This window comes from Leucobacter sp. M11 (assembly GCF_035726885.1).
GTDB lineage: Bacteria > Actinomycetota > Actinomycetes > Actinomycetales > Microbacteriaceae > JAPFRB01.
In genome coordinates this window covers 95,285-95,647 of sequence record NZ_JAPFRB010000007.1, presented here as the reverse complement: position 1 = coordinate 95,647, position 363 = coordinate 95,285, and the positions used below count along the sequence as shown (strand labels likewise).

The window sequence follows — 363 nt, the reverse complement described above, 5'->3', positions numbered from 1 at the left end:
CTTTCACCTCACCTGGGGCACTGGCCCCGCGGTGCTCGACCCCTTCGTCCGCAGGCTCTGGCGCGGCGTCTCCTCCGGGCACGCGGTCTACCTCCCGCGGCACCGGGTGACCGAACTCGTCACGAGCGACGGCCGGGTGACCGGGGTGCGCGGCGAAAAACTCGTCCCGGATCACGCCGAGCGCGGCGTCGCGAGCAGCCGCGAGGTGGTCGCAGACTTCGAGTTCTCCGCGCAGGCGGTGCTCGTGACCTCGGGCGGGATCGGCGGCAACCACGATCTCGTTCGCCGGAACTGGCCCGAGCGGCTCGGCACCCCGCCGAACGAGATGCTCACCGGGGTCCCCGCGCACGTGGACGGGCTGAT

General features: G+C 72.5%; 1 protein-coding gene. It reads left to right on the top strand.

All coding sequences use genetic code 11. The annotated features are described in order from the left end of the window. The coding region (locus tag OOT08_RS18365) for an FAD-binding protein (protein ID WP_325094343.1) at nt 1-363 on the top strand (363 nt) is incomplete at both ends.